General features: G+C 67.6%; 18 protein-coding genes. 8 read left to right on the top strand and 10 right to left on the bottom strand.

The window, feature by feature from the left end; translation table 11 throughout:
- The first annotated feature begins 375 nt into the window (after positions 1-375).
- Complete coding sequence (locus tag ACIQCY_RS11465; protein ID WP_400484191.1) at positions 376-2,211, top strand: BCCT family transporter; 1,836 nt, start codon at positions 376-378, stop codon at positions 2,209-2,211.
- A gap of 184 nt (positions 2,212-2,395) precedes the next feature.
- On the opposite strand, the gene ACIQCY_RS11470 is transcribed toward ACIQCY_RS11465, so the two are convergent.
- Complete coding sequence (locus ACIQCY_RS11470; RefSeq protein ID WP_400484017.1) at positions 2,396-3,328, bottom strand: LysR family transcriptional regulator; 933 nt, start codon at positions 3,326-3,328, stop codon at positions 2,396-2,398.
- 159 nt (positions 3,329-3,487) lie between these two features.
- Between ACIQCY_RS11470 and ACIQCY_RS11475 the strand changes: the two genes are divergently transcribed.
- Positions 3,488-4,792 (top strand): SRPBCC family protein, encoded by a 1,305-nt coding sequence (locus ACIQCY_RS11475; RefSeq protein ID WP_400484018.1) that lies wholly within the window; start codon positions 3,488-3,490, stop codon positions 4,790-4,792.
- Positions 4,793-4,866: 74 nt separating this feature from the next.
- A complete protein-coding gene (locus tag ACIQCY_RS11480; RefSeq protein ID WP_400484019.1) occupies positions 4,867-6,204 on the top strand; it encodes a ferredoxin reductase in 1,338 nt (445 codons plus the stop codon).
- Positions 6,205-6,435: 231 nt separating this feature from the next.
- On the opposite strand, the gene ACIQCY_RS11485 is transcribed toward ACIQCY_RS11480, so the two are convergent.
- The 5 genes from ACIQCY_RS11485 to ACIQCY_RS11505 form a co-directional block, all read right to left on the bottom strand.
- Positions 6,436-6,993 (bottom strand): PadR family transcriptional regulator, encoded by a 558-nt coding sequence (locus tag ACIQCY_RS11485; protein WP_400484020.1) that lies wholly within the window; start codon positions 6,991-6,993, stop codon positions 6,436-6,438.
- A 647-nt stretch (positions 6,994-7,640) separates the two neighbouring features.
- Positions 7,641-8,747 (bottom strand): Gfo/Idh/MocA family protein, encoded by a 1,107-nt coding sequence (locus ACIQCY_RS11490; RefSeq protein ID WP_400484021.1) that lies wholly within the window; start codon positions 8,745-8,747, stop codon positions 7,641-7,643.
- Positions 8,748-8,832: 85 nt separating this feature from the next.
- Positions 8,833-9,717, bottom strand: coding sequence for an NAD-dependent epimerase/dehydratase family protein (locus tag ACIQCY_RS11495; RefSeq protein WP_400484022.1), 885 nt, complete (start codon positions 9,715-9,717; stop codon positions 8,833-8,835).
- An 82-nt stretch (positions 9,718-9,799) separates the two neighbouring features.
- Positions 9,800-10,630 carry an oxidoreductase gene (locus ACIQCY_RS11500; RefSeq protein ID WP_400484023.1) on the bottom strand — a complete coding sequence of 277 codons (831 nt, stop codon included), beginning with the start codon at positions 10,628-10,630 and terminating at the stop codon, positions 9,800-9,802.
- Positions 10,631-10,772: 142 nt separating this feature from the next.
- Complete coding sequence (locus ACIQCY_RS11505) at positions 10,773-13,160, bottom strand: ATP-binding cassette domain-containing protein (protein WP_400484024.1); 2,388 nt, start codon at positions 13,158-13,160, stop codon at positions 10,773-10,775.
- Between the two features lie 164 nt (positions 13,161-13,324).
- On the opposite strand from ACIQCY_RS11505, the gene ACIQCY_RS11510 reads away from it, so the two are divergent.
- Positions 13,325-13,981 (top strand): peptide deformylase, encoded by a 657-nt coding sequence (locus ACIQCY_RS11510; RefSeq protein ID WP_400484025.1) that lies wholly within the window; start codon positions 13,325-13,327, stop codon positions 13,979-13,981.
- A 19-nt stretch (positions 13,982-14,000) separates the two neighbouring features.
- Here ACIQCY_RS11510 and ACIQCY_RS11515 read toward each other — a convergent pair whose 3' ends face one another.
- A complete protein-coding gene (locus ACIQCY_RS11515; protein WP_400484026.1) occupies positions 14,001-16,058 on the bottom strand; it encodes a S9 family peptidase in 2,058 nt (685 codons plus the stop codon).
- Between the two features lie 68 nt (positions 16,059-16,126).
- On the opposite strand from ACIQCY_RS11515, the gene ACIQCY_RS11520 reads away from it, so the two are divergent.
- The 4 genes from ACIQCY_RS11520 (at position 16,127) to ACIQCY_RS11535 (ending at position 19,161) form a co-directional block, all read left to right on the top strand.
- The gene (locus ACIQCY_RS11520; protein ID WP_400484027.1) at positions 16,127-16,966 is read left to right on the top strand and encodes a putative RNA methyltransferase; all 840 of its coding nucleotides are present in this window, start codon (positions 16,127-16,129) and stop codon (positions 16,964-16,966) included.
- A gap of 136 nt (positions 16,967-17,102) precedes the next feature.
- Positions 17,103-17,591: an NfeD family protein gene (locus ACIQCY_RS11525; protein ID WP_400484028.1), complete on the top strand. Its 489-nt coding sequence runs from the start codon at positions 17,103-17,105 to the stop codon at positions 17,589-17,591.
- 73 nt (positions 17,592-17,664) lie between these two features.
- Complete coding sequence (locus tag ACIQCY_RS11530; protein ID WP_400484029.1) at positions 17,665-18,597, top strand: SPFH domain-containing protein; 933 nt, start codon at positions 17,665-17,667, stop codon at positions 18,595-18,597.
- Positions 18,598-18,813: 216 nt separating this feature from the next.
- Complete coding sequence (locus ACIQCY_RS11535) at positions 18,814-19,161, top strand: RNA polymerase-binding protein RbpA (RefSeq protein WP_043445375.1); 348 nt, start codon at positions 18,814-18,816, stop codon at positions 19,159-19,161.
- 71 nt (positions 19,162-19,232) lie between these two features.
- Here ACIQCY_RS11535 and ACIQCY_RS11540 read toward each other — a convergent pair whose 3' ends face one another.
- The 3 genes from ACIQCY_RS11540 to ACIQCY_RS11550 form a co-directional block, all read right to left on the bottom strand.
- Positions 19,233-19,955 carry a polyprenol monophosphomannose synthase gene (locus tag ACIQCY_RS11540; protein ID WP_400484030.1) on the bottom strand — a complete coding sequence of 241 codons (723 nt, stop codon included), beginning with the start codon at positions 19,953-19,955 and terminating at the stop codon, positions 19,233-19,235.
- A 444-nt stretch (positions 19,956-20,399) separates the two neighbouring features.
- Entirely contained in the window at positions 20,400-22,040 is a 1,641-nt protein-coding gene (locus ACIQCY_RS11545) for an amidohydrolase (RefSeq protein ID WP_400484031.1), read from the bottom strand.
- A 47-nt stretch (positions 22,041-22,087) separates the two neighbouring features.
- Entirely contained in the window at positions 22,088-24,913 is a 2,826-nt protein-coding gene (locus ACIQCY_RS11550; RefSeq protein ID WP_400484032.1) for a DEAD/DEAH box helicase, read from the bottom strand.
- Between the last annotated feature and the right edge of the window lie 24 nt (positions 24,914-24,937).

Raw genomic sequence — 24,937 nt, forward strand, 5'->3', positions numbered from 1 at the left:
CCACCCATCACGGAAAAGGAGTGTTCAGCAGACCTGAACCCCTGAAGGTGGAAGGGGCGGACCCACGAAGTTCCCATCGTCGACGGCACCATCGTGACCGTCGCATCCGACGAGGCCGCAACGTTCCGCTCGGTCCAACTCCCGAGGGCCGCGGCCGATCGCAGACTCATGCCTCACCGAGCAAAGGACCCGCTCATGGCTTTTGATAGTGACTTGAAATCCCACGTACCCGAGGATGTGCCTGCTGACGAAGGGGCGGCAGAGGGGCAGCTCCACCGAGATGCCGGCAGGGGGAGGAGGAGTGCGGCAGTTCCCGGCGTCGGAGGAGACACGAACCCTGCTGCCCCCGATCCGGAGGAAACAGCCGCACCGCCCATGCCCGACGCCGAGTACGAACAGATTCTCGACGAACTGCGTCATGCCAGGACCGAGCAAGCAGTTGCGGACCGCCGGAGCCATAAGCTCGTTCTCGACAAGACTATTTTCGGGATCACAGGCACCATCGCCATCGCCTTCGTCATCTGGGGCTTCGTGGGACGCGACAGCCTGTCCAGCACGTCCGCAGGTGCCCTCAACTGGGTGATGGAGTACACCGGATGGTTCTTCATGCTCACGGCATCGCTCTTCGTGATCTTCGTGCTGTGGCTGGCCCTGGGTAAGTTCGGCGACATCCCGCTGGGCAAGGACGGTGAGAAGCCCGAATTCCGTACTGTCTCCTGGGTCTCGATGATGTTCGCCGCCGGTATGGGTATCGGTCTGATGTTCTACGGTGTGGCCGAACCGCTCTACCACTACATCTCTCCCCCGCCCGGAACCGTGGATGGAAGGACGCCCGCAGCGATCCAGACGGCTATGGCCACCTCGATCTTCCACTGGACCCTGCACCCATGGGCCATGTACGCCGTCGTGGGTATCGCCATGGCCTACGGGACCTACCGCCTGGGTCGCAGGCAACTGATCTCCGTCGCCTTCACGTCGCTACTCGGCGTCAGGACGGTCGAGGGTCCGATCGGGAAGTTCATCAACATCCTGGCCATCTTCGCCACCCTGTTCGGCACCGCTGCTTCGTTGGGCCTGGGCGCCCTGCAGATCGGCAGCGGCATGACCTCCAACGGTTGGTTCGGCGAGATCGGCACCCCCGTACTCGTGGTGATCGTCGCCGTCCTGACCCTGTGCTTCGTCGCTTCGGCCGTCTCCGGCATCAGCCGCGGCATCCAGTGGCTCTCCAACATCAATATGGTCCTGGCCGTCGTCCTCGCGCTGATCGTCTTCGTCGTCGGCCCCACCCTTTTCATCCTCAACCTGATTCCCTCCGCGGTCGGCGACTATGCCCGCGATCTGGCCGAGATGTCGTCCCGGACCGAAGCGGTCGGCGATGAGTCACTGCGCAGCTGGATGTCCGGCTGGACGATCTTCTACTGGGCCTGGTGGGTGTCCTGGACGCCTTTCGTCGGCCTCTTCATCGCCCGCATCAGCCGTGGCCGCACCATCCGGCAATTCGTCACCGGTGTGCTGCTGGTGCCCAGCGTCGTCAGCGTGATCTGGTTCGCCATCTTCGGAGGCGCCGCCTTCCAGGTGCAGCAGGAAGCCGATGCGGCCAGCACCCCGGGCCTGGTCACCATGGTGGACGGGACACCGTCCATCAACTTCGACGGAGCGCTCTTCGACCTGATCAAGAACCTGAGCATGCCTGGCTGGGCTACCACTGCCGTCATCGTGCTGGCCATGGTTCTGGTCGCCATCTTCTTCATCACCGGCGCCGATGCTGCATCCATCGTGATGGGGTCACTCAGCTCCAATGGCGCCGAGCATCCCCGCCGTGGAGTGATCATCTTCTGGGGCTGCCTCACCGGAACCGTGGCGGCGGTCATGCTCCTGGCCGGCGGCGATCAACCATCGGAAGCTCTGACCGGTCTGAAGCAGATCACCATCGTGGCAGCATTACCGTTCGTCATCGTCATGGTACTGCCCTGCGTCGCCCTCACCAAGGACCTGCGCCGCGATCCCCTCTCGCTGCGGCGTCGCCTCGCCACATCCGTGGTGGAACGGGCCATACGCACCGGCGTGGAGCAACACGGCGGCGTGCAGTTCGACCTCGTGACGAAGCACGAATGCGCCGAGAAGTGCTCCGACTCGGATTGTCCCGGAGGACCCGCGACAGCGGTTATCCCAACCGTCGGGTCCCAGCATTCGCACCCGGACGGTCAATAGCTGGGTACCCGACCAGCAACCCACCTCGGCGGCACGTAGCGTGTTCCGGCCCGTGCCGCCGAGGCAGAGCCACGTCCAGGGCAAGCGCGGAGACTCCCAGCGGGCAAACACGCCGTCGCCTCCTGCCGCCTCCACGATGACCTCCTGGACCTGCTGACCCGTCGGCAACGAATCGTGCCGTATATCAGGGATCGTCGTCGGGACGGGCGTTCAGTATCCGTTGGGCGCGAACCTGCAGGATGCCGAGCGACTCCTGGATCAGGGGCGAGGCGATGCTGCCCCTCCGCACCGCAGCGACGATGCGCCGGGAGGGCTTCCCCCTGCCGGTGATGCGCAGCCGACTCACTTTCTCGGCACTATTCAGGGGCGCCAGTCGCGGCAGCAGGCCCACGCCCAGCCCCGCACCGACGAAGGCGATCTGGGTCTCCCATTCAACGGCCTCATGGGCAATCCGCGGTGTCACCCCGACTGCCGTGAACGCCGCGGTGAAGAGGGAATGGTAGGTGGACCCGGCGGCCTCGGTGATCCAGGGTTCCGACGCCAGTTCTTCGAGCGTCACCGATTCCCGCGATGCCAACGGATGATCGGAGGGGATGATCACGTCCAGGGGATCGTCGAGCAGAACGGTCTGCTCGAAGCGTGGATCGTCCTCGACAAGGGTGTCGGACTGCATGGCGACGATGACCGCGAGGTCGAGTCGCTCGGCAACCAACAAGTCGAAGCAGCGGGCCGGATCAGCCTCGAGTACCTGCACCTTCAGCAGGGGGCGTGTTGAGCGCAGGGTGGCGGCCAGCGGCGCGAGCAACTGGGCGGCCGCCGTGGAGAATCCGCCGAGGCCGAAACTGGACTGCACCTGATCGCCGGCCTCCATGGCCGCCGCTCGCAGGGACTCCCATTCCGTGATGAGGGTGTCCGAGCCCGCCACGAGGAAACGACCGGTGGCCGTCAGCCGCAGACCCCGCCCGTCCTTCGTCAGCAGCTGCATCCCCAGTACGCGCTGGAGCTCCCGCAATTGTGCGGAGACGGCGGAGGGAGAATACCCCGTGAGCTCCGCGGTGGCGCCGACGGTGCCGCACTGGGCGAACACGCGAAGGGTTGTGAGCCTCGGATCGAGCATGCAACTATTCTGCACGGTTATCTCTCGAATGTTGCGCTTTTCTCGCAGAGAAGTTGTGACTAGCCTCCTAACAACCGTGTTGTGGCGGCGCCGGTCGAACCCGCCGGCCGGCGTCCTTCACTCATAGCTCCCTTACCCGGCCCTCTTGGGAGGAAACCCTTGTCTGCTCCAGTGAATGCGCCCCTCAACTCACGCGGAAGGCTCGTTTCCTCATTGCCTGCCGAGCAGCTGGAGGAAATCACGCAGTTGTTCGATCTCCGACGCGTGGGGTACTCCCTCGATGCCCCCTTCTACACCGATCCGACGATCTTCACCATCGACATGCAGGCCATTTTCGGCCAGCACTGGGTCTTCGCTGCCAGCATCGCCGAGCTCCCGGAGCCGGGTGACTACGTCACCGTCGACTACGGGCCCTACTCCCTGATCGTGCTGCGCAACGACGACGGGGGCGTGAATGTCCTGCACAACGTGTGCCGCCACCGCGGAGCCCGCGTTCTGACCGAACCGGCCGGGACAACGGGGAACCTGGTATGCGGCTACCACTCCTGGACCTACTCCCCCGACGGCAACCTGATCCATGCCTCGGCACCGGGGGAAACGAAGTTCGACAAGGGCTGCTTCGGCCTCAAGCGCGCCCACAGCCGAGTGGTCGCCGGACTCATCTTCGTCTGCATCGCGGACGAACCGCCGACGGATTTCGACGAAACCGGAAAGATCTTCGAGCCTTACCTCGCGCCCCATGATCTGTCGAAGACGAAGATCGCCTACCAGCAGAACATCATCGAGGAGGGCAATTGGAAGCTCGTCATGGAGAACAACCGTGAGTGCTACCACTGCGACGGCCACCCGGAACTCGCCTGTTCCCTCTTCCCCACCTGGGGCCTGACCGAGGGCCTGATCCCGCTCCATCTCGAGGAGGTGTGGGGTCGCAACAAGGCAGCACAGTCCTCGCTCGAGGACCGTTGCCGCCGCTATGGCCTTCCCTATGAGATCGTCGAGGAACTCGACACCCGCGTAGCGGGGATCCGCATCTCACGGGACTCACTCGACGGTGACGGCGAATCGTTCTCCCCCGATGGACGCCGGCTCTCCAAGAAGCTGCTCGGCGACCTGCCGGACTTCCGCCTCGGCCGCTGCTCGATGCACCTGCAGCCCAACAGCTGGTTCCACTTCCTCGGGGACCACGTCATCACGTTCGCCGTCTTCCCCGTCAACGAACACCAGACACTGGTACGTACTACCTGGTTGGTCGCTGACGACGCCGAGGAAGGCGTGGACTACGACCTGGAGAAACTGACCCACACCTGGAAGCAGACCAATCTGCAGGACAAGGCGTTCGTGGAGCTGTGTCAGAAGGGCGCCGGCAGCCCCGCCTACGAGCCCGGCCCGTACATGAAGAGCGAATACCAGGTCGAGGCGTTCATCAACTGGTACGTGCAACGCGTGCAGGAGCACTTGGCATGATCGAACGGCGCACCGTCGCGGAAACCCAGGAACCACAGCGCATTCGTGGTCTCGAGATGCCGTGGAACAGGGTGATGAGCAGCACCGAGGGACCCGCCGGCGCCGCCCGCGCGTTGGGCCCCTGGCATCCGCAGGAGTTCCTGGCCGAGTGTGTCGAGATCGTTCCCGAGGTGGGCGGCATGATGACCTTCGTGTTCCGCCGCTCCGACGGTGCGCCCCTGGCGTTCCGTCCGGGTCAGTACGTGAACGTCGCCTTCCCCGTGAACGGCGAGGACCAGGACGCGGTGGACCGCAGTTACTCGCTGTCCAGCTCACCCACCAAGCCGTGGACCTTCGACATCACGGTCAAGCGCGATCCCACCGGACTGGTCTCACCGTGGGTGCACGAGAACGTTCGACCCGGCACCGTCCTCGAGATGCTCGGACCGGTCGGGGCCTTCCATCTGCCCGACGTCGACCGGCGGGCTCGATATCTCCTGCTGGCTGCCGGCGCAGGTATCACTCCCATCATGTCGATGGTGCGGACCATCCACTCCCTGCCCGGACAGGCCGATGTGGTGGTGCTGTATCACGGAGCGGCGGCGGGAAGCTATGCGTTCCACCAGGAGTTGGCCTACATCGCCTCAGTGGATTCGCGCATCAAGGTCTTCTACTCCCTGGGCGACCGCAGCGGACCCGAGGGGTGGGAATGGCTTACCGGAAGGCTGACGGCGGCCATGCTCGACGAGGTGGCCCCCGACGCCAATGGCCGCCAGGTCTATGCCTGCGGCCCCGAGGCCTATCTGAACACCGCCGCCGAACTCCTCGAGAAGGTCGGCGTCGACGACACCTCCATCCACATGGAATTCTTCTCGGGAGACCGCCAGACGCTCCTCGAGTACCAGGTCGAGCTCGCGCATGCCGTGGACATCGCGGAGGGAATCGCCGGGGAGATCGCCGATTCCGCCGAGGACTACTACGAAGGCCAGCCCACCGCGTTCGAGCTCTACGAGCCCGGCTACGACGGCGGGGGAACCCTGAAGGCCGCCGGTCTGCCGCTGGAAACCGTCGACCCGGACGCGTCCCGCCCCGAAACCTCCGCGGGCAGTTCCCACGGAGGGGCGGGGGCCGGGTCACCCGAAGCCTCGAGCTTCGACACGGTCGGAACGGGAAGCCTCACCCTGGCCTTTCTGCGCACCGGCGTCAATGTGCGCATCGACCCCGCCGAACATATCCTCGGGGTGGCCCAGCGCGCGGGCGTCAGGATCGGAGCCAACTGCAAGGAAGGCATGTGCGGCTCCTGCAAGGTTGTCAAGCTCTCCGGGGAGGTCGACATGAACCACCAGGGCGGGATCCGGGCACGAGAAATCGATGCAGGCAAGTTCCTGCCCTGCTGCTCCACCGCACGGACCGATCTGGTGATCGATGCCTAGCCGCTTTCAGCGGGTCGAGGCTGGGCAGCATCGGAAATCGTGACCTTGCGATGCGTCGGCCAGGAGAGTTCGGGTGCAGCGCCTCGGCGGGTGATGGTGCGCACTCCTTGAAGGATTCCTTGCTGTAGAACAGGGCACCCATGGTCGGATCGGCGGTTCATCAGGCCCTCCGAAGGGTGCTGAGGCGGCTGACGGCCCCCCGTACGGGCCCACCCGCTGCTGCACCTGCTGTCAGAGGCGCGGAGCTTCGAGGTCGGAAAGCTGTGCGAGTGCTTCGTTCGCCCAGGCGATCGTGGCTCGTGCGGAGTGCTCCCCCGCAGATATCGTGAGGAGGATGTACGGAGCGGCCTGGACAAGACCCGGATCATGCGAGGCTTCTGAGCGTGCTGCCTCCATCTGCATCAAGGTGCTTTCGGCCTGCTCGCGGGCGTCGAGCACGAGCTGCCTGCACGCTTCGGGCCCGAGCTGAGCGCCGAAGAACAAGCGAAGCATCAGTCCGTTCCGCGGCTTCGACGGCTGGGGCGCTTCAGCGAGCAATTCCCGGAGCCGAACGATCCCCGCGCGGGTGATGCTGAATATGCCGGAACGCGATCCTTCGGCCTGCCGTCTCTCAACCAGCCCGTTTCGTTCGAGCTCAGCCAGTGCCGGGTAGATCTGGCCGAAACTCTCGCTCCAGAAGTGACCCAGGGTATCCCTGATCTCCTCCCGCACTGCGTATCCGGTCATCGGCGTGATGCTGAGAGCGCCGAGTATGGCAGTCTGTGACTGTTCTGAACGTGGCACTGTCATTCCCTTCCGATAGCATCGGGCGCTCCTGGAACGGACGCCCCGATATGGCGCGGTTCAAACGAGTGGTCGCGGCCCGCCGGAAAGCGAGGCGTGTCGAGCTGCTCGCCATGATGCGATGAGGAGAGCGACTGACACCGGTACCCAGAGCATCCGCTCCACGAAGGATGTGGACGCGATGTTCATGATGATCCCGACGACCATCAGTGCGGTCACGACGTGAAGCAGGCGCCGACGCAGCGTGGTTCTTGCCCAACCCGTGCCGGCGACCGCTGCGAGCAGGACATAGACCACTCCCTGGACGGCACTGCTCACCCGAAGAGCATCCGGAAGCACGCCGGGATTGGACCCTCCGAGCGCGGCCGCACCCTATGGTGCGCCGGCGGCCAGCGCCGTGAGGAAGCCCGCCACCACCAGAAGGAGACCGGCGGCGACCTTTCCAGCCGTGCTTGCGGGTGGGTGGTCAGTAGGCGTTGTCCGTGTCATCAGCGTTCCTCGGCTAGGTAGTGGGCAGACGCGCTTGCGGCGCGATGTGCTTGTGTATTTATTAGATACAACGTCCGATGACCACACGATATATCTAGTAGTAATAGGGGCGCCCGGTAAATGCGCCCACCGCACCGAGTGCTGAGGACCCGTGGAAAAGGACCTCAGCGGGACCAGACCTGCCGTCGGGACCGGACCGCCTCACCCGTGATCGCCGCTTCCTGCATGAGCAGGGACAGGTAATGGTCCTGGCTCGCCTCGGCAAGGCTGTAGAGGTCGGGACCGCCCTGCACACGGTCACTCATCCGCTGGAGGCATTCGGCGATCGCGAGCTCATCGTCGCTCAGCCGGGCGGGGATGAATCCGTTCCTGAACACCCATTCGCTGCCGGCCATGATGCCTCGCAGGAAGAAGCCTTCGAGGTTGCCGCCCTCCCCCGCCGCAACACGCCGGAACGTCGTCGCGACGGGATAGCCGGCATCGTCGAGGTACTGCAGCTCGGCGTCGTTGATCTCTCCCCGGTGACCCCTGATCAGGAGCCGGTTCGCGCGGATCCATGAGAAGTACTGTTGCTCGGCGAAATCGTAGACACCCAGCCGGTCGCCGAAATCGAAACGCGCGGACAGTTGATCCGCGGTGACGGTGACCTCCTCTCGGGGGTCCCCCTCACGATCGGGCCCTTTCACGAGCGGCGATCGGAACCTCGCCGCCGTGATGGACACGTCGTCGAACCCTACGCCGAGAGCCCGACGCATGATGCTCACCGCGTGATAGTCGTGGCACTGGGCGACCAGCACCTGGCTGATGTCTCCGAGTCGCCCGGACGCAGCCACGCGCAGCTGCGAGCGCAGGAGCGGGGAGAGATGGTACTGCTCCGCCACCTGGATGATGGCTCCTCGTCCGACCAGCGGATACAGGCTGGCCAGCGCTTCCACGTCGGGCGCAGGAGGTGTTTCCGTGAGGACCGGGACGTTCAGCCCGGCGAGGTGCCGGATCGCTCGGGGCGCCACGTCTCGGGGCACGGATACGACGACGAACGACGGCGAAGTGCCCGCCACGAGGTCGTCGACGGATGCGAAGGGTCGCACGTTCCATTCGCCCCTGATGCGGCGACCGGTCGCCTCGTCCCGTGTGACCAGTCCCGTCACCTCGAAGCGGTCGGGCAGTTCCCGGGCAACCCGAAGGAAGAACTCGCTCCTCCATCCACTCCCGACGATCCCGAACCGGATTCTGTCCCTCGGACCGTCCGCGATATCGCTGAATGCATTCATGGTGCTTCCTTGCAGGTCGTGATCCGTATCCCCGGATGCTGCTGGCGCCCCGTGAGCCGGAGCGTCGACGATCGCGTCCGGGGTCTCAGGTCCTGAGCGCGTGTCCGTCCGCATCGAGGTAGTCGCGCCAGGAACGCTTCGGCTTCCACCCGAGCATCCTCTGGGCCTTCGCGCTGGTGATGCCGGAAGCATCGCTGCGGTCGAGCTCGCGTAGTTCGATGGCGTCCCCGTAGTGCTTCGCCAGGATCTCGGCGAAGTCGTGCCCGCCGACGTTGTCCGGGGACGCGATGTAGAAGACCTCATGTCCGGGCAGGTCGGATTCGGTGGCCAGCACGATGGCGTCAGCGAGATCGTAGACGTCGATGTAGCTCCACAGGTTCGCACTCAACACCGACGCGTCGCGGACCTGCGGCCCGAGGTTGTGTTCGTAGTTCCCCTCGAACTGGACCCAGCTGGGGCGGATGGTGATGCATTGGATGTCGGACCGGGCGATCGCCGCGTCCATGAGCTGCTCGCCGAAGTGCTTGGAGAGTGCGTACGGGTCCTGCGGGCGGATCGGGTGCTCCTCGTCCACGGGTGCGTAGTCGGGGAGGAAGTCCCGCTCGGGGAAGAAGAAACCGGGGACGGTCTCGCTGGAGATGTTGACGAAACGCTTCACGCCGAAGCGTATGGCCGCCTCGAGGACGTTGAACGTGGCCATGAGGTTGGTCTGGAACACCACATGCGGTGGGTTGCCGGTCGGCTCGGGAATGGCAGCGATATGGACGACTGCGTCCACGTCACGGACGACGGCGTAGGCCTCGCCGGCATCCGTGAGATCGGCCATCGTGTACTTGAGCGTGCCCTCGGGCTTGCGCTCGAAGCCGGGTCGCGTGAGGTCCGTGGTGCGGACCTCGTGACCGGCCTCCTTCATGGCCTGCGTGACCGCGCGGCCCACCTTGCCGTGGGCTCCGGTGATCAGGACTTTCATGGTGTCTCCTTCGAGTCGGGAGCGCTGACCGTGTTTCCGGGCAACGCGGGAAGTGAAGTAGCGGTGGAATCCGCTGGGAAGCTTATGCGTCGACTCCGGTGCTCTCGCCGAGGGGCCGCCAGGCTTCCAGCGAATCGAGCTGTGCCTGAAGGACTCCGGTATGGGCGTCGATCGCGTCGGAGCCGAGCACGAGCACCTCGGGCGCGTCGGTGGATTCCACCGCGGTGATGATCGCCGCTGCGGCTTTGGCCGGGTCCCCGGGCTGGGTGCCGTGGGTGGTGTCGTTCTCCTTCCGCCGCTTCCCGGCGGTCTCGGCGTAGTCGCCGATGGCTTCCACGGACTGTTGGAGCGACCGGCCGGAGAAGTCGGTCCTGAATCCGCCGGGCTCGACGACCATCGCCGTGATACCCAGGGGTTCCACCTCCTTGCGGAGCGATCCGGTGAGTCCTTCGATGGCGGCCTTGACGGCCGCGTAGTAGCCGGAGCCGGCCGGGGTGATCTTCGCGCCGATCGAGGACAGGTTGACGATGGTGCCGGAACGGCGGGCGCGCATCTGCGGCAGGACAGCCTTGATCATGTCGACGGAACCGAAGAAGTGCGTGTCGAAGAGCGTGCGCACGTCACCGTCGTCGCCCTCCTCCACGGCGGCACGGTAGCCGTAGCCGGCGTTGTTGACCAGGACGTCGATGCCGCCGAACACCTCGGTCCCCCGCTGGACCACCGTCCGCACCTGGCCGGTCTCGGTGACGTCGAGCGGAAGGGCCAGTGCTGTGCCGGGGTAGGTGGCCGCGAGGTCGCTCACGGTCGCGACGTCACGCGCCGTGACGACCGCCGAGTCGCCCCGCTGAAGAACAGCTTCTGCCAGCGCGCGGCCCAGGCCTGTCGAACAGCCGGTGATCAGCCAGGTAGTCATGGTGTCTCCTCCACATGCCGGCGCCCTACCGGTCTCGACACCAGTCAACGCCATGAGCGCCCATCTCGGGCAAACCGACGCGGAACCGGAGATCCGCCCCGGCCAGGGGTCCGCCGTGCAAGGGGCGGGGTCGACCCTGCGATCAGGCCCCGACGTACTCCGCCAGATGCCGGCCGGTCAGCGTGGACCGGGACGCGACGAGTTCCGCCGGCGTTCCCTCGAAGATGATCTTCCCGCCGTCGCGGCCGGCCCCTGGCCCGATGTCGATGATCCAGTCGGCGTGCGCCATGACGGCCTGGTGGTGCTCGATCACGAGAACGGACTTCCCGGCGTCGACGAGCCGGTCCAGGAGGCCGAGGAGGTTCTCGACGTCGGCGAGGTGGAGGCCGGCGGTCGGCTCGTCGAGCACGAGGACCCCGCCTCTCTCCCCCATGTGCGTGGCGAGCTTGAGCCGTTGCCGCTCGCCGCCGGACAGCGTCGTCAGCGGCTGCCCGAGGCTGAGGTACCCGAGTCCGACGTCGGACAGCCTGCCGAGGATGGCATGCGCGGCAGGCACCTTCGTGTCGCCCGCCCCGAAGAAAGCCGCCGCCTCGCTGACGGGCATCGACAGGACCTCGCTGATGTCCCTGCCCCCGAACCGGTACTCGAGCACTTCGGCCAGGAACCGCTTGCCGCCGCAGACCTCGCACGTCGTGGCGACGCCGGCCATCATCGCGAGGTCCGTGAAGATGACCCCGGCGCCGTTGCAGGTGGGGCACGCGCCCTCCGAATTGGCGCTGAACAGGGCAGGCTTGACGCCGTTGGCCTTCGCGAAGGCCTTCCGGATGGGCTCGAGCATGCCGGTGTAGGTCGCCGGGTTGCTGCGGCGCGAGCCCCTGATCGCGGTCTGGTCCACCGCGACGACGCCCTCCCGGTGTGACACCGAGCCGTGGATCAGGGAGCTCTTGCCGGATCCGGCCACTCCGGTGACCACGCACAGCACACCGAGCGGGATGTCGACGTCGACGTCGCGTACGTTGTGCGCCGTCGCTCCCCTGATCTCCAGCGCACCCTTGCGTCGACGCACCGTCTCCTTGAGCGCCGCGCGATCGTCGAGGTGGCGGCCCGTGAGGGTGCCGCTGCGGCGCAGTCCGTCCACGGTGCCTTCGAAGCAGACCGTGCCACCCGCGGTGCCCGCACCCGGACCCAGGTCCACGACATGGTCGGCGATGACGATCATCTCGGGCTTGTGCTCGACGACCAGCACGGTGTTGCCCTTGTCCCGCAGGCGCAGCAGCAGGGTGTTCATCCGCTGGATGTCGTGGGGGTGCAGGCCGATGGTCGGTTCGTCGAAGACGTAGGTGATGTCGGTCAGTGACGACCCGAGGTGGCGGATCATCTTGGTGCGCTGGGACTCGCCCCCGGACAGCGTGCCGGACGGGCGGTCCAGGCTGAGGTAGCCGAGCCCGATCTCGACGAACGAGTCGAGGGTCTCCCCCAGTGCCGCCAGCAGGGGTGCCACCGAAGGCTCCACCAGGTTCCGTACCCAGACGGCGAGGTCGCTGATCTGCAGTGCGCACGCGTCGGCGATGCTGAGGCCCGCGATCTTCGAGGACCTGGCCGCCTCGCTCAGGCGGGTCCCGTCGCACGCGGGGCAGGTGGTGAAGGTGATGGCTCGGTCCACGAACGCGCGGATGTGCGGCTGCATCGCCTCGCGGTCCTTGGACAGCATCGACTTCTGGATCCTCGGCACCAGGCCCTCGTAGGTGATGTTGATGCCGTCGACCTTGATCTTGGTCGGTTCCTTGTACAGCAGGTCCTGCAGCTCGCGCTCGGTGAAGTCACGGATGGGCTTGTCCGCGTCGAAGAAACCGCAGCCGCCGAAGATCCTGCCGTACCAGCCGTCCATGCTGTAGCCCGGGATGGTCAGCGCTCCGGCGTTGAGCGACCTGGTGTCGTCGTAGAGCTGCGTGAGATCGACGTCCGTCACGGAGCCCATGCCCTCGCAGCGCGGACACATGCCGCCGGTCACGGTGAAGCTGCGCCGCTCCTTGACCGTGGTGCCGCCACGCTCCATGGTGACGGCACCTGCCCCGCTGATGGAGGCGACGTTGAAGGAATAGGCCTGGGGGGAACCGATCCGGGGCTGCCCGAGGCGGGAGAAGACGATCCTGAGCATGGCATTGACGTCGGTCGCCGTGCCCACCGTGGACCGCGGATTGGCGCCCATCCGCTCCTGGTCCACGATGATCGCGGTGGTGAGCCCTTCGAGGACGTCCACCTCGGGCCTGGCGAGCGTCGGCATGAAGCCCTGCAGGAACGCGCTGTAGGTCTCGTTGATCATGCGCTGCGACTCGGCGGCGATCGTGTCGAAGACCAGTGAGCTCTTGCCGGACCCCGAGACGCCCGTGAACACCGACAGCCGTCGCTTGGGGATGTCGATCGTGACGTCCTTCAGGTTGTTCTCGCGTGCACCCTGGACCCGGATCAGGTCGTGGCTGTCCGCCTCGTGCGGTCCTGCCTGCTGGACGTCCGTCGCGGCCGTGGTCATCGTGTCTCCATCCCTCGGGCCGCCACTGAGGCTCCCGTCTCGCTCGTCCTGGGCCGCGACGGAAGGGCACGGCCCGCACGGCACGTCTGATTGTCCGTCCTCCCGGTACCTCCGGCAATGCCACCCGCACCCGTCCCTGTCCGCAGATGTGGTTTCCTGTACGGATGAGTGCCGATGCTTCAAGCAACAATGACCGGGCAGCGCTGACGCCAGGCGCCATCGTGGAACGGGTGGAGGGCATTCTCTCCGCGGACCTGCCGGCGATCGTGACCGCCGGTGATCCCGTCCTCCGCCGGCCCGCACAGGATGTCGACGGACAGCTCGACGACGACACCCTGGGGCGGCTCATCGCGGCGATGCGTCGGGTCATGCACGGGGCCCCGGGCGTCGGCCTCGCCGCGCCGCAGATCGGTATCCCCCTCCGGATCGCCGTCCTCGAGGACCAGGGCGTTCCCGATCCGGCGGTGGCCGAAGCCCGTTTCCGCACTCCGCTACCCTTCACCGTGATCATCAACCCCCGCTACGAAGCCGCCACCGACGCCGTCGACGCGTTCTACGAGGGCTGCCTCTCCGTGCCCGGCTACCAGGCCGTCGTCGAACGCCACCACAGCATCACGGCGACCTACACGCAGCCGAACGGCATCGCCGTCACGGCAGGCTTCGAGGGCTGGCCTGCCCGGATCGTCCAACACGAGACCGACCACCTGAACGGCAGGCTGTATCTGGACCGGGCGATCCTGCGCTCCCTGGCCTCCGACGCGGAGCACGGGCGGTGGGCGCAACCGACCGTCGACGAAGCGCGGCGGGGCCTCGGCTTCTGAGCCCCGCCGCGCGGCGCTCCTACTCGACGGCGGTGCCGGACGGGTTCGCCTCGGTCGGCAGGTACTTCGCCCACCAGCGCAGGATGTGGTCGAAGCGCTGCCTGCGGTGCCACGGAGAGCCCGACCTCGACAGTTCGTGCGTCTCGCCGGGGAAGACGAGCATCTCCGTCTCCACGCCCTGCTTCTTCAGGGCCGTGTAGTACCGCTGCGCCTGCTCGATGGGGCAGCGGAGGTCCTCCTCCGAGTGGATGACGAACGCCGGGGTCCGCACGCTCCCGATCTTCGCGAAGGGGTTCTGTTCCTGGACGTGCGCCGGATCCGTCCCCGTGTACTGCTCGGAGAAGAACCAGCCGATATCGGACGAGCCCACGAACGACGGCGGGTCCAGGTAGCCCCGCTCGACGATCGCCGCCTGGAAGCGGTGGTCGTGGGCGATCGTCCAGGCCGTCAGGTACCCGCCGTAGGAGCCGCCCATCACTCCGAGCCGCTCGCTGTCCATGCCGCCGAAGTCGGCGAGCGCGCCCTCGAGGAAGGCGAGGACGTCGTCGAGGTCGACGGTTCCCATCGCCTCCTTGATGACCCGTCCGTGGGCCTGCCCGTAGCCGGCGGCTCCGCGCGGATTGCACAGCAGCACTGCGTACCCCGCCGCGGCGTACACCTGGGCCTCGTCGAAATACCCCCAGCCGTACTGGGCGAAGGGCCCGCCGTGGATGACGAGCAGGACCGGGTGCGGTCCGCTGCCCTCGGGCAGGACGACCCAGCCGTGCACGGGCGTGCCGTCCGGGGCCGTGTACGTGCGCTCCTGCAGGTCGCCGATGCGTGTCTCCGTGCGCAGGGCGGCGGAGAAGTCGGACAGCGGACGCAGCGAGGCGCCGTCGACGACGGCGACATCCCCCGACGTCGTGGGATCCGTGTAGGACACGACGACGGCGCCTCCCGACGACGCGCCTCCCGACGACGCGGCACCCGTCACCACGGTGGGACCCGTGACCAGCGTGTCGGTCTCCCCCGCCGCCGAGACACGGAGCAGCTCACCCATGCCGCGGGCGCGGTTGAAGACGAGGACGGAATCAGGGCCGTCGGCGACGATCTCCTGGACGTCGCCGAAGTCCACGGTCTCCGGGTCGCTCAGGCGCCGTACGTCCTGCGGGTCGTTCAGCGGGAGCGCGTACAGGGCTGTGTTGCGGGCGACGAAATCGAGGCCCGAGGGCGAGAGGTCCGAGGCCAGGAAGAACAGCCAGGCTCCGTCGGCACTCGGCCGTGGCGCCTCGCAGCCCAGCCGGGTGTCCCCGCCCTGGTTCGTCAGCCGGCGGCTGTCGCTGCCGTCCAGGGCGATCGAGTGGATGTCGGACACGAGGGTCGCGTCCGCGTCGGGCCCGAGGGCGGCGGTGAAGAGGATGCGGCGGCCGTCCGTGGAGAAGACCGGCTCGAGGTGGTCGGCGTCCGCCGTCGTCAGCTGCACCGCCGCCGGCACGGCGCCCTGCTCCTCGAGGGCACCCGGGCCCTCCGGTTGCTCCTGCTTGAGGCGGCCGACGGCCGTGATGTAGGGCTCCGCCTCGAGGTCCGGCACGGCCACCGTGAACAGCTGCGAGCGCTTGTCCGTCGTGTAGCCGAGGCCGTTCATCCGGTACTTGTACTGCGTGATGAGGCGCGGATCCTCGAGGCCGGCACCGACGCCGTCGAGCGTCCCGTAGCGGCCGTGCTCGGGCACCCGGGCCGCGAAGACGATCGTCCGCGCGTCGGGCGAGATGTCGAAGCCCGCGACGCCGAGCGGCTGGTCGGTCACCTGCACCGGCTCACCGCCCGAAGCGCGCACCGCGAACAGCTGGGGCTTGCCGCCCGGGGCCGCCCGGAGGAACAGGAGCAGCTCGCCGTCGGGCGAATACCGAGGAGCGGTGTCCCGGAAGCCGCGCGTGAGGCGACGTCGTCCGCCGTCGAGCGTGACCTCCCACAGTTGGCCGACATACGAGTCGGCGCGGAGGTCGGGCCGGGTCGCGGCGACGACGAGACGGGAGCCGTCCGGGTGGAGTGTCGGGGCGCCCGTGGTGGTCAGGAGTTCGATCTGGTCTGGTTTCACCCTCCGACTAGACCCGAAATAGTGGCCTGAGTCAACGGTGCGCGGCAAACACTCCCTAGGATGGGTGGATGCCCGCCCTCCCCCGCCAGCTCCTGCTCTGTCCTGTCTGCGGGCAACCCCTGGACCACACCGGCCGAACACTGGCATGCGAGCGCGGGCACCGCTTCGACGCCGCGCGCCAGGGTTACTTCAACCTGCTGACCGGGAAGGGGTCGCCCTTCGACGGCGATTCGGCCGAGATGGTGGACGCGCGGGAGTCCTTCCTCGGATCGGGACACTACGAGCCCCTGCGGGAGGCGGTGGTCGACGCCGTACTGCGGCACGCCGGAGCACCGGCCGTGGTGCTCGACGCCGGGGCAGGCACGGGCTACTACCTGCAGGGACTGGTCGCGCGGCTCCCGGAGGTCCTCCCCCTCGCGATCGACGTCTCCAAAGTGGCGCTGCGGCGCGCCGCGCGGAGGTTACCGGGCGGAATCAGCCTCGTCTGGGACCTCTGGCGTCCGCTCCCTCTCGCCGACGGCTCGGTGGACGTCCTCCTGAACGTGTTCGCACCCAGGAATCCCGAGGAATTCCTGCGGGTGCTCGCACCCGGTGGATGCATCGTCGCCGTGACCCCCCGCCCCGGGCACCTCTCCGGCCTCGAGGCGGTGGGACCCCTGCTGTCCGTACCGGCGCAGAAGGCCGACGACGTCCTGGCGGCTTTCGGCGGCCGGCTGGTGGAGACCGCGCGCGAGGAGCTCGACTATGCCATGGTCCTGCCACCCGGCCTCGCCCGCTCGGCCCTGGTCATGGGCCCCGCAGCGCGCCACACACCTGCGCCCGTCGGCGCGACGGCGGAAGACCGGTCCCTCGCGCCGCTGGAGGTGGCTGCGCGCTTCACCGTGCAGGTGCTGTCGGCGCGAGCCTAGCCAGGGACCGTCGAACGGCACGGAAGGATAACAACTCGGGCCTGGCGGCCGCACTGCCCTAGGTTATGTCGGTGCCGTTTGCCATCATGGGGAGCAAGCGCCTCTGCATGCGGCGCGGACACGGAGGGGATGCCCGATGGATTGGTTGCTTGCGAACGGCTGGGTCCTGTGGCTCGTCCTGTTCCTCGGGTTGGCCGCCGTGGAGACCCTCACCCTCGACCTGTTCTTCATCATGCTCTCGGTCGGAGCGCTGGCCGCCCTGGTGGCGACACTCGCCGGCGCGGGGCCGGCCGTCCAGATCGTCGTCTTCGCGGTGGTGTCCCTGCTCATGATCCTGCTCATCCGGCCCGTGGCCGTCCGGCACCTGCAGAAGGGACCGGCGGATCAGCTGAACAACATCGACCGCCTCGTCGGAGCGGCAGCCCTCGCCCTGGAGCCCGTCACGGCGCACTCCGGGACGGTCAAGATCGGCGGCGACACCTGGACCGCGCGCTCTGCCGACGGTGCGGCGCTGCCCGCCGGCGCCCGCCTGTCCGTCACGAGGATCGACGGCGCGACCGCCCTCGTCGGACCCGTCGCAGCACTTCCCGGCGACCGGCCCGTTCCTCCTCCTCAGGAGCCGTAGCCGCGCATCCACAGCTTTCCCGCGCCCCGGCCGCACATCGGCGGGGCGCACCCACCACACCCAAAGGGGATCCATGAACGGCTCTGCTGGAACGATCGGGCTCACCCTGGTCCTGATAGTCCTGATCATCTTCGTCCTGGTCGTACTCGTGAAGTCCGTCAGGATCATCCCGCAGGCGCGCGCAGGGGTCGTCGAACGGCTCGGCAAGTACCAGCGGACTCTGAACCCCGGCCTGACGATCCTGATCCCGTTCGTCGACAGGCTCCTGCCCTTGCTCGACCTGCGCGAGCAGGTCGTCTCCTTCCCGCCCCAGCCCGTCATCACGGAGGACAACCTCGTGGTGTCGATCGACACGGTGGTCTACTTCCAGGTCACCGACCCCCGCGCCGCGACCTACGAGATCGCCAACTACATCCAGGCCGTCGAGCAGCTCACCACGACCACGCTGCGGAACGTGGTCGGTGGATTGAACCTGGAGGAGGCGCTGACCTCGCGCGACCAGATCAACGGCCAGCTCCGGGGGGTCCTCGACGAAGCCACGGGCCGCTGGGGCATCAGGGTGGGCCGGGTGGAGCTCAAGGCCATCGATCCTCCCCACTCCATCCAGGACTCCATGGAGAAGCAGATGCGCGCGGAGCGGGATCGCCGTGCGGCCATCCTCACCGCCGAGGGCACCAAGCAGTCGCAGATCCTCACCGCGGAAGGCCAGCGCCAGGCCGCCATCCTCGCCGCCGAAGGTGATGCCAAGGCGGCGATCCTCCGCGCGGACGGTGAGGCCCAGGCCATCCACAAGGTGTTCGATGCCATCCACAAGGGCAATCCGACGCAGAAACTCCTCGCCTACCAGTACCTGCAGACCCTTCCCAAGCTTGCGGAGGGCTCGGCGAACAAACTGTGGATCATCCCCAGCGAGGTCGGCGAGGCACTGAAAGGCATCGGGAACGTGCTCGGCACCACGACCCCGGACTCCCCGTCCGATGGTCCCGAGATGGTCACGCGCACCTGACCACGCCCGCAATCGTCGCCCCGGCCGGTCTGTATACTTAGGTGTTTACCCGTCCGCAGGAACATCCCTGCAGCGTGCGGTGTTACACACAGAGCCTTCCTCTCGCCCTCGGGTGACAGATACAGGGTGTGTCGGCGGCACGCCTGGCACTCTCGGTGAAGAACAGCGGCAACGGTCCCCCGGCAGACGAGGGGCCACGGTGACTAGGAGAAGAACATGAGCGATCGCAGCCTGCGGGGCATGCGCCTCGGTGCGCAGTCGATGGAAACGGAATCCGGCGTCGAGCCGGCTCCCCGGCAGCGGGTCGAGTACCGTTGCGAGGACGGCGAGCGGGTCTTCGTGACCTTCTCGTCCGAGGCCGACATCCCGGCGACCTGGGTCTCGAAGACCGGCAAGGAAGCTCTCCTCGTCGACGGCGAGAAGCCCGACACCTCGAACGACAAGCCCGTGCGTACGCACTGGGACATGCTCCTCGAGCGCCGCTCCGTCGAGGAACTCGAGCAGATTCTGCAGGACCGCCTGACCATCCTGCGTGAGCGCCGCGGAGAGCGCCGCTCGGCCTGAACCAGACCCAGGCCGTAAGAAGAAAGGCACCCGCCGCGGCGGGTGCCTTTCTCATGCTGCGGCGGAAAGGGTCAGCGCCCGGCCAGCTTCTTCCAGCGTGCAGCCAGACCCCAGCGGGTCACATTGCCGATCGCCTCGAGGACGATGTTCCCGCTCATCTTCGACACCCCGAGTTCACGCTCCACGAAGGTGATGGGCACCTCGACGATCGTCAGCCCGAGGCGGGCGACCCGAAAGGTCATGTCGACCTGGAAGCCGTAGCCGACGGACTCGACCGCCGAGAGATCGAGTGCTTCCAGGGTGGAGCGGCGGAAGGCACGGTAGCCGGCGGTGATGTCTCTCACCGGCAGTCCGAGCATGAGCCGTGAATAGGTGCTGCCCCCGCGGGAGAGCAACTTGCGATGCGCGGGCCAGTTCACCACGCCGCCACCGGGAACCCAGCGGCTGCCGATCACGAGGTCGGCCCGGTCCACGGCGTCCAGCAGGCCCTGCAGCTGCTCCGGCTTGTGGGAGCCGTCGGCGTCCATCTCCACCAGCACGTCGTAGTCGCGCTCGAGGGCCCACCGGAACCCGGCGATGTACGCCGCTCCCAGCCCTTCCTTGCCGGTCCGGTGCAGTACGTGCACCTGGCCGTCGGCAGCAGCGGCCCGATCGGCGAAGTCGCCCGTGCCGTCGGGGCTGTTGTCATCGACGATGAGGACGTCCGAGGCCGGTACGGCAGCCCGCAACCGGGCAAGGGTCAGCGGGAGTGACTCGATCTCGTTGTAGGTGGGGATGATCGTGACGACTCGCACGCAGGGGGACCTTTCCGTCAGGGAGCGCATAGCGCAGGGACTGCTCCGCACGCGGAGCCAGTCTGCAGTATAGGCGAACGGTCAGGGTGCCGCGCGGGAGGGCCCGCCGGGACGGCGGCGGACGGGCACTCGGGCAGATCCACACATCTTCGTACCGATGCCCGCACGCGTGCCGACATCGTTTTCTACTGATGTGTGGACCTGCCCTTGATGAGTACTGACTCCCTGTGGATGGGCAACACGCGCCATTCGTAAGGCCGATGCGTTGCGCTTTCGGAGACCAGCCAGGTTTGCTCCCTCAGGAGTTCCTCTAACCCGTAGGGCAAAAGCTTACGTGCTGTGGAGGAGGTGTCAACAGCGCTCTGACCTGCGGAAACGTGCTTCGGTGCAGGTCAGGGTGCTGTCGATTTCTGCCAAGAAGATCCAGCCGGGCAGGGCCGCGGCCTACGCTGCGGCGAAGCCGTCGGCGACGTACAGCCGGTGGCCGTCGTGCACCGTCTCGAGGCACAGGGGGGCGTTCTCGGTATCGAGTGCGGGCAGCAGGGGCGTACCGGCACGGGGGTCCGTACTCCAGGACTGGACCCGGTTGTCGGGCGTCTGGACCATCAGTTCGTCGACCTTCCAGATGGCGAACGACGCGGGGGTACCCGGCGCCAGCTGCCCCATCATGGGGCTACGGCCCGAGAGCCGCCAGCTCGCCCTGGTGTGCGCTATGAAGGCAGCCCGCGCGGAGATGTTCTCCGCCGCGTTGCTGTGCTGGAGGCACGCACGGACGGAGGCCCAGGGATCGAGCGGCGTCACGGGGCTGTCCGATCCGAGCGCCACGAGGACCCCCGCGGACAGGAACGAGGCGAAGCGGTTCATCCCGGTGCTCCGCTCCCCCAGCCGCTGGTCGTACAGGCCGCCTTCGGCGCCCCACAGGGCATCGAAAGCAGGTTGTCCGCTGACGGCCACGCCGTAGTGCACGAGCGCCGCGATGGCGGCGTCGTCGGCGAGCTCTACGTGTTCGAGGCGGTGGCGTGAGCGGCGCACCTCGTCCACACCCAGCTCCCTGGCCGCGGCCTCGAGACCGCTCAGAACGACGTCGAGACCGGCGTCGCCGATGACATGGAACCCGGCCTGGACCGTCTCCGCGGTCGTGGCGAGGAGATGGGCGGCGACGTCGTCCTCGCTCAGGTAGAGGCTCCCGCGGTTGCCCGGATCGTCGCTGTACGGCTCGCGGAGGGCCGCTGTGCGGGACCCGATGGATCCGTCGACGTTCAGGTCACCGGCGAGACCCGCGAGCCGCCCTCCGAAGCCCCGCATGGCGGAGCGCACGTCCTCCCGCGATGCCGTGAGCTGCGCCCAGTACGGGATGACCTCCGGCAATGGCAGCCCGGACTGCGGACCGTCGATGGACAGCAGGGCCTCGAGGTCCTCCCGCGGCGCGATATGGGGGGCAGCCATCTCGGTCAGCGCGACATAACCCCGTGATGCGGCGTGGAGCAGGGCCGCCTGCTGGTAGCTGCGTCGCTGGCCCGGGCTGAGGTTGCGGGTGGCCTGTCGGGCCGCCTCGTGCGCCGCGCGGACCACGAAGCCGTCGTCCCAGCCGTCGATGCCCGCGAGGCCGAGGCCGGCCGCCAGGCTACCCGAGACCACCGCGGAGTGGATATCGGCCCGGACGAGGTAGACGAGCGCGCCGTTGCCGGCCTGGTCGAGCTCCGAGGCCGTCGGCACGCGCTGCTCCGGCCAGGACGACTCGTCCCAGCCGAACCCGAGGACGGTGGAAGCCCCCGAGGACGCCGCAGCCGCGACGGAATCCAGGAGTTCTCCCAGTGAGCGGCACGCCGTCAGGTCGATCGAGCCGAGGGCGATACCCGTCTCGGTGGTGTGCGTGTGGGCGTCCACGAAGCCGGGCGTGACCAGCGCGCCGTCCAGGTCCACGGTGCGCACGCCCGGTCCGGTGAGGTTGGCCGCGGCGTGCTCCGTGCCCACCCATGCCACGGTACCGCCGTCGATGAGCAGGGCGGTTGCGAAGGGATCGGCAGGGCTGTAGACGGAGCCGTTGCGGTACAGGACGGGCTGGGGGCGTTCAGTGCTGGGCATGGCGAGGCTGGGAGACTTTCTGTGGCCGGTGTGTCCCCGAACGGGGACTATTCACTGATGTTCGAGTATGCCACCACGCCACGACGAATCAGTCTGATCGCCCGGATGCACGTCTGCTGCAGGCTGCCCGGGAGGTCCGGCACCTTGGCCAGTTGGTCGAGGAGGTCGATGACCTGCTTCGACCAGCGCACGAAGTCTCCCGCTGCGAGTTCGGTCCCGCTGAGGGCCGCCTGGAGGGACCGGCCCTGGGCCCACTTGAACATCGGCCAGACGAGCGAGAGCTCCGGTTCACCGGTGACGGGAAGCCGATGCTGCTCCTCGACGTCGTTGAGCTGGGACCACTGCCGGATGATCGTCTCCACAGAGCCCTCGAGGGACACGCTCGGCATCACCGGGCGCACCCCGCGCTCCTCGCGCTTGGCCTGGTAGACGAGCACCGTGGCGACGGCTGCGAGCTCCGCCGCGTCGAGGTCGCTGAAGGCGCCCTCCTCGACGCACAGGGCGATCAGGAGGTCCTTCTCGCCGTAGATCCGGCGCAGCTTCTGCCCGGCGGCGCTGACGGACACGCCGTCGTCCGTGTACTCGAGGTACCCGTAGTGCCCGAGGACCTCGGAGACGCGGTCGAAGGTCTTGGCGATCGTGTTGGTCCGCCCGCGGATCTGGCCCCCCAGCTGATCGGTCTCCCGGCGCAGCTTGAACCACCGCTCGGCCCAGCGCGCGTGCTGCTCGCGTTCGCTGCACCCGTGGCAGGGGTGCGCACGGAGGCGGCGACGGACCTCGGTGATGGCACGTTCCTCTTCGGCCGCCGACGCCGAGTAGCCGGCCGCCACCCGGTCGGCCCCGCGCCGCGGCGGCCGCTTCTCCTGCAGTGCGTTGCGCAACGAGGACGTCAGGTCCCGGCGGTCCTTCGGGCTGCGGGCACTGAAGTGCTTCGGGATCCGTATGCGGGAGAGGACCTCCACGGGACCGTCGAGGTCCTGCACGCCGACCCGGCGGATCTGCGTCTCGAGGGTGAGCACCGTGGGCCGGGGCTCCCGGGAGGTGTCGCTGTCCAGGACGACGGCATAACCCTGGCTCCTCCCGCCGGGAACGTCGATCACGTCACCGGGCCGCAGCGATTCCAGGGAGGATTCGGCGGCCGACCTCAGGGTGCGGGACCGGTCCCGGGACGCCCGCGACTCGAGCTCGGACAGCTCGCGCCTCAGGTTCGCATACTCGCGGAAGTCCCCGAGGTGGCACGTCATCGACCTCTCGTATCCCTTGAGGGATTCCTCGCGGCTGCGCACCTGCTTCGCGAGCCCGACGACGGAACGATCCGCCTGGAACTGGGCGAAGGACGTCTCGAGGATCTCCCGTGAACGCTCCTGGCCGAACTGCGCCATCAGGTTGATGCTCATGTTGTAGGTCGGCCGGAAGCTCGAGTTCAACGGGTAGGTGCGTCGGGAGGCGAGGCCGGCCACGGCGCCGGGATCGGTGCCCGGCTGCCAGAGGACGACGGCGTGCCCCTCGACGTCGATGCCGCGACGCCCGGCACGGCCCGTGAGCTGGGTGTACTCCCCCGCCGTCACGTCGACGTGCGCCTCGCCGTTGAACTTGTCGAGCTTCTCGAGGACGACCGTCCGGGCGGGCATGTTGACGCCGAGGGCCAGCGTCTCGGTCGCGAAGACCGCCTTGACGAGTCCTGCCGCGAACAGCCGTTCGACGATCTCCTTGAAGGTCGGCAGCATTCCGGCGTGATGCGCCGTGAAGCCGCGGATGAGGCCCTCCCGCCACGTCCAGAATCCGAGGATCTCGAGGTCGTCGCGCGGGATGTCCATCGTGGCCTCGTCGATGGTCTCGCTGATCTCATCGCGTTCCTCCTCCGTGGTGAGCCACAGCCCGGCGTGCAGGCACTGCGTGACGGCCGCTTCGCAGCCCGCCCGGGAGAAGATGAACGTGATGGCCGGGAGGAGGTCGGAGCGGTCGAGTGCGCTGATCACCTGGGGGCGCGTGGCGCGGCGCACCGCCGTGGTCTGCGGGGGTCCTCCGCGCCCGTTGCGGGGCTTGCCGCGCCGCCCGCCGGGACCGCCCCAGTTGGCGCGCTGGTTGAGCCGGATCTCGTTGCTCGCCAGTTCGAGCAGCTCGGGATTGACGTCGTACTGGTTCCGGGCGCCGCTTCCGGCCCCGTCCGGCGCCGCCTCGTCGAACGCGACATCGCCGGCGAACAGGTCGATGAGGCTCTGTCCGACCATCACGTGCTGCCAGAGCGGGACCGGGCGGTGCTCGGACACGACGACGTCGGTGTCTCCGCGCACGGTGTCCAGCCACGCACCGAACTCCTCGGCGTTGGACACCGTGGCGCTGAGGGACACGAGCCTGACCTCGGTGGGCAGGTGGATGATGACTTCCTCCCACACCGCCCCGCGGAACCGGTCGGCCAGGTAGTGCACCTCGTCCATCACCACGTAGCCCAGGTTGTCGAGGGCGTCCGAATTGGCGTACAGCATGTTGCGCAGGACCTCGGTGGTCATCACGATCACGTCGGCGTCGGCGTTGATGTTCGTGTCGCCGGTGAGGAGGCCGACGCGGTCGTTGCCGTGCACGGCAGCCAACTCGGAGTACTTCTGGTTGCTCAGCGCCTTGATGGGCGTGGTGTAGAAGGCCTTGAGGCCGTTCTGCAGCGCCATGAAGACGGCGAACTCGCCGACCACCGTCTTCCCGGCGCCGGTGGGTGCCGCGACGAGCACGCCCCTGCCGGCCTCGAGCGCAGTGCACGCCTCGCGCTGGAACGGATCGAGTTCGAAGTCCAGCGTCTGCTCGAAATGGGACAGCTGCGTCCGCGAGTGTTCGGTGCGTGCCTTTGCAGCTGCGTATCTCTCGGCGGGGGTGCTCATCTTTCCACCCTAGACGCTCCGCCC

It is taken from the genome of Arthrobacter sp. NPDC092385 (assembly GCF_044755105.1).
In the GTDB taxonomy this organism is placed as follows: Bacteria; Actinomycetota; Actinomycetes; order Actinomycetales; family Micrococcaceae; genus Arthrobacter_D.